The sequence below is a fragment of the Streptomyces sp. NPDC055078 genome (assembly GCF_053607985.1).
Genome location: NZ_JBSGUP010000820.1, coordinates 1 through 3,242 on the forward strand (window position 1 = coordinate 1; position 3,242 = coordinate 3,242).

Below are 3,242 nucleotides of genomic sequence, written 5' to 3' on the forward strand. Positions count from 1 at the left end.
GGACGCCGGTCGCGGCGGCGGCCCGCGCGGCATGCGCGCTGATGGTGGTGGCGAAGGGGTGCGTGGCGTCAACCACCGCGTCCACCGCGTGCTCGCGCAGCCACCCGGCGAGGCCGTCCGCCCCGCCGAACCCCCCGATCCGTACTCCGCCCGGCGGCAGCCTGGGGTGCGCCACCCGCCCGGCGAGCGAGGTGGTCACGGCCGTGCCCGCCCGCCCGGTCAGCTCGGCGGCGAGCTGCCGGGCCTCGGCCGTACCGCCGAGGATCAGGATGTGTGCGTCGGGCATACGGACGAGCCTACGGCCCGGGGGCCGCCGGGCGGGTTCACCAGACGACGTGCAGCGCCTCGGGCGAACGGTGGATCAGCGTGGGCCGCATCACCGGCGGCGGCCGGTCCTCGTCCAGCCGCAGCCCCGGCAGCCTGTGCACGAGCAGCCCGATGGTCAGCCGGAGCTGTTCCCGGGCGAGCTGCGATCCGGGGCAGCCGTGGGTGCCGTGCCCGAACGCGACGTGCTGCCGCGAGAGCGGGCGGGTGATGTCGAAGACGTCCGGGCGGTCGTGCCGGGCCCCGTCCCGGTTGGCCGAGCCGTACGCCACCAGCACCGTCGCCCCGGCGGGCAGTTCCGTCCCGGCGACGGTGACCGGTCGCGTGGTGGTCCGCCGGAACGCCTGTACGGCGGTGTCGAAACGCGCGGCCTCCTCCACGGCGGCCGGAATCAGCCCCGGATCCGCGCGGATCAGTTCCCACTGCCGCCGGTCGCTCAGCAGATGCAGCAGCGCCGTACCGATGAGCGCCGTCGTGGTCAGATGCCCGGCGATCAGAAAGTTCTGGAGATTGGACACGAGTTCCTGGCGCTCTTCGAGGGTCAGCTCCCCGCTGCCGGGCGCGAGCGCGGCGACCATCCCCGAACAGAGATCGTCACGCGGAGCCGCCCGCCGGTCGCGCGCGTAGCCGTCGAGCAGCCGTTGCAGCGCGACCACGTCCTCGGCCGCGCGTACCTGAGCCTCCGGGTCCATCGGCCGGAACACCAGCTCCTCGGCCCGGTACCCGCCGTCCACGGCCGCCGGGACGTCCTCCGGGTCGAACCCGATCAGCCGCCCGATCACCTGCCCGGGTAACCGCCGCGCGTACGCCTCCATCAACTCGACCCGCCCGTCCGCCGCGAACCCGTCCACCAGCGCCTCGGCGCACTCGGTGGCGTACGGCACCAACTCCGCGATACGCCCTGCGGACAGCCCCCTGTTCAGCGGCGCCCGGTGCCGCTGGTGCGCCGCGCCATCAGTCGAGACCACAGTCGGCCTTCTGCCGCCGAACCCCTTCGCCAGCACCTCCAGCGCCGGAGGCGACGGCAGCACATCGGGAAGCAGCGCCCGCTGCGACGAGAACTCCTCCGCCCGCCGCAACACCTCCCGTACGTCCTCGTCCCGCGCCACCAGCCACGCGTCGAACTCGGGCACGAAGGTCAGCCCCTCGGCCCCGCGCGCCCGCTCATAGAGCGGATACGGGTCGCGGTACAGCTCATCGAGCCTGTCGTGGTCCCTGCTCTGCACGCGTTGCCTCCGGAGGCGGTACGAGGTCGACGGGCCGGGTCACCCACCCGCCCGGCCATCGTGCCCGACCCCCGCCCCAGCGGAAAAGACCTGCTGCCGGCCAGGAGCGGTCCGGCAGCAGGGGGTTCGCTCAGCCCCGTACGCCCGCCGTGTGCGCGGTGAAGGCCGCCCAGGCGGCGGGGGTGAGGGCGAGGGGGCGGATCTGTGTGTCCTTGGAGTCCCGGACGTACACGGTCCGGGGACACAGGGCGACCTCGACACAGTTGTCGCCCCCACCGCCGCTGTAGCTGCTCTTGAACCAGTCCAGTTCGGTAGTGCTCATAGCGCTCCTCGCATCTGCTCCAGCAGGCTCGCCGTGGCCTTGCGGCTAAGAGCCTGTGAGCGCATCTTGCCATAGCGCTGAAGCATCGAACTGACCGCTTTCGGGTCGGTGACCAGAGCACTGTTGTCGTGGCTTTCGACGTAGCCGATCCACTGGTTCTGCTTTGTCTCGGCGAGGTACTTGGGCCCTTCGAAGCCAGAGTGGTCCTCCTGCACCAGGGGCATGATCAGGATCTCAACGTTACGTTGACCTCCCTGCTCAAGCAGGTTCTCGATGAGTGCCCGGGTTACCTGAGCGCCACCGAAACGACGCTCCAGCAGCGCCTGTTCGAGCATGAAGGAAAACGAGGTGTTGGGCCGCTCGGTCAAAAGTCGCTGTCTGGCCAGCCGGGCCGCGATCTGCTGTTCGAACTGCACCTCGGACAGTGGGGGGAGTCGGCGCTCGAAAAGTTCTCGGATGTACGGCTCGGGCTGGAGCAACCCAGGTACGACGCGGCACTCGTAGGCGTACAGCGACACCGCCTCCTCCTCGATGCCCGCCCACTGCCGGAACCACGAAGCGAGCCCCGCCTTCCGCGTCAGACTCCTCGCGGCGGCTGCGAGGACCTTGCCCGCGACCGGGCCCAGCACCTCCTCCGCCCTCGCGGGCAGGTCGCTCGGCGGGAATCGCTTTCCCTGCTCGATCTTGGCGACGTAGTGCGCCGAGTACCGAACGCGGGGCGCGAACTGTTCCTGAGTCAGGTTCCCGTCCTCCCGTAGCGCTTTGAGGACCGCCCCGAACGTCCTGAGACTGTCGGAGAGTTCGGGTTCGCTGCTCGTCACACCGTCGTTGTCAGCCGCCATCGCCGCCCGCCTTTCGTGCTCCGCTTGCCACCCAACCGAGCAAGCGTTACGGGCAGTTACCCATCCAGTCCAGAGGGTGAACTGGTACAGCCTCTTCTGTGCTTGCGTTGTGCCTGTTGGCGAGGGTCGCGTAGTCGAAAACTGGGCACATGCCAGCCAGCGAGGCCCAGACGGCCGTCACCGTAAGTATGTTCGCCCAGCGCTTCTCCGCAACCCGTCGCGGAGCACGGCTCGCACGCCGCCTCGCCGTGCATCAACTCGGCATCTGGGGCATCGCCCAGGACAGCCCGGTTTCCGAATCCGTTGCGCTCGTCGTGGCCGAACTCAGCTCCAACGCCGTACTGCACGGGCGCGTCCCGGGCCGAGACTTCGGGATGCGGCTGCTCTGCGACCGCGAGCGAGGTGTCGTCCGCGTCGAGATCTCCGACACCCACCCCGCCCAGCCCCTACGCCTGCTCCCGCCCGCCGACTCTGACGGCGGGCGGTGGGTAGGGCTGCTGGTGCAGGCCGTGTCGTCGGTCTGGGGTG

At 70.3% G+C, this 3,242-nt stretch carries 5 protein-coding genes; 1 reads left to right on the forward strand and 4 read right to left on the reverse strand.

Annotation, left to right across the window (positions count from 1 at the left end):
- From ACWF94_RS37190 to ACWF94_RS37205, 4 genes are all read right to left on the reverse strand, one after another.
- The coding region (locus tag ACWF94_RS37190) for a precorrin-6A/cobalt-precorrin-6A reductase (protein WP_453499131.1) at window positions 1–286 on the reverse strand (286 nt) is incomplete at its 3' end.
- 37 nt (window positions 287–323) lie between these two features.
- Window positions 324–1,550, reverse strand: coding sequence for a cytochrome P450 (locus tag ACWF94_RS37195; RefSeq protein WP_453499133.1), 1,227 nt, complete (start codon window positions 1,548–1,550; stop codon window positions 324–326).
- Window positions 1,551–1,680: 130 nt separating this feature from the next.
- On the reverse strand, window positions 1,681–1,872 hold the full coding sequence (locus tag ACWF94_RS37200) for a DUF397 domain-containing protein (protein ID WP_453499135.1): 192 nt from the start codon (window positions 1,870–1,872) through the stop codon (window positions 1,681–1,683).
- Entirely contained in the window at window positions 1,869–2,714 is an 846-nt protein-coding gene (locus ACWF94_RS37205; RefSeq protein WP_453499137.1) for a helix-turn-helix domain-containing protein, read from the reverse strand. Before ACWF94_RS37205 ends, ACWF94_RS37200 begins: the two co-directional genes overlap by 4 nt.
- Window positions 2,715–2,863: 149 nt before the next feature.
- Between ACWF94_RS37205 and ACWF94_RS37210 the strand changes: the two genes are divergently transcribed.
- Window positions 2,864–3,242, forward strand: a 379-nt coding sequence (locus tag ACWF94_RS37210; protein WP_453499139.1) for an ATP-binding protein, incomplete at its 3' end; no start/stop codon positions are given.

Coding starts and splice junctions, on each gene's coding strand:
- ACWF94_RS37205 (WP_453499137.1), bottom strand. CDS start 2,714: ATGGCGGCTGACAACGACGGTGTGACGAGCAGCGAACCCGAACTCTCC.
- ACWF94_RS37200 (WP_453499135.1), bottom strand. CDS start 1,872: ATGAGCACTACCGAACTGGACTGGTTCAAGAGCAGCTACAGCGGCGGT.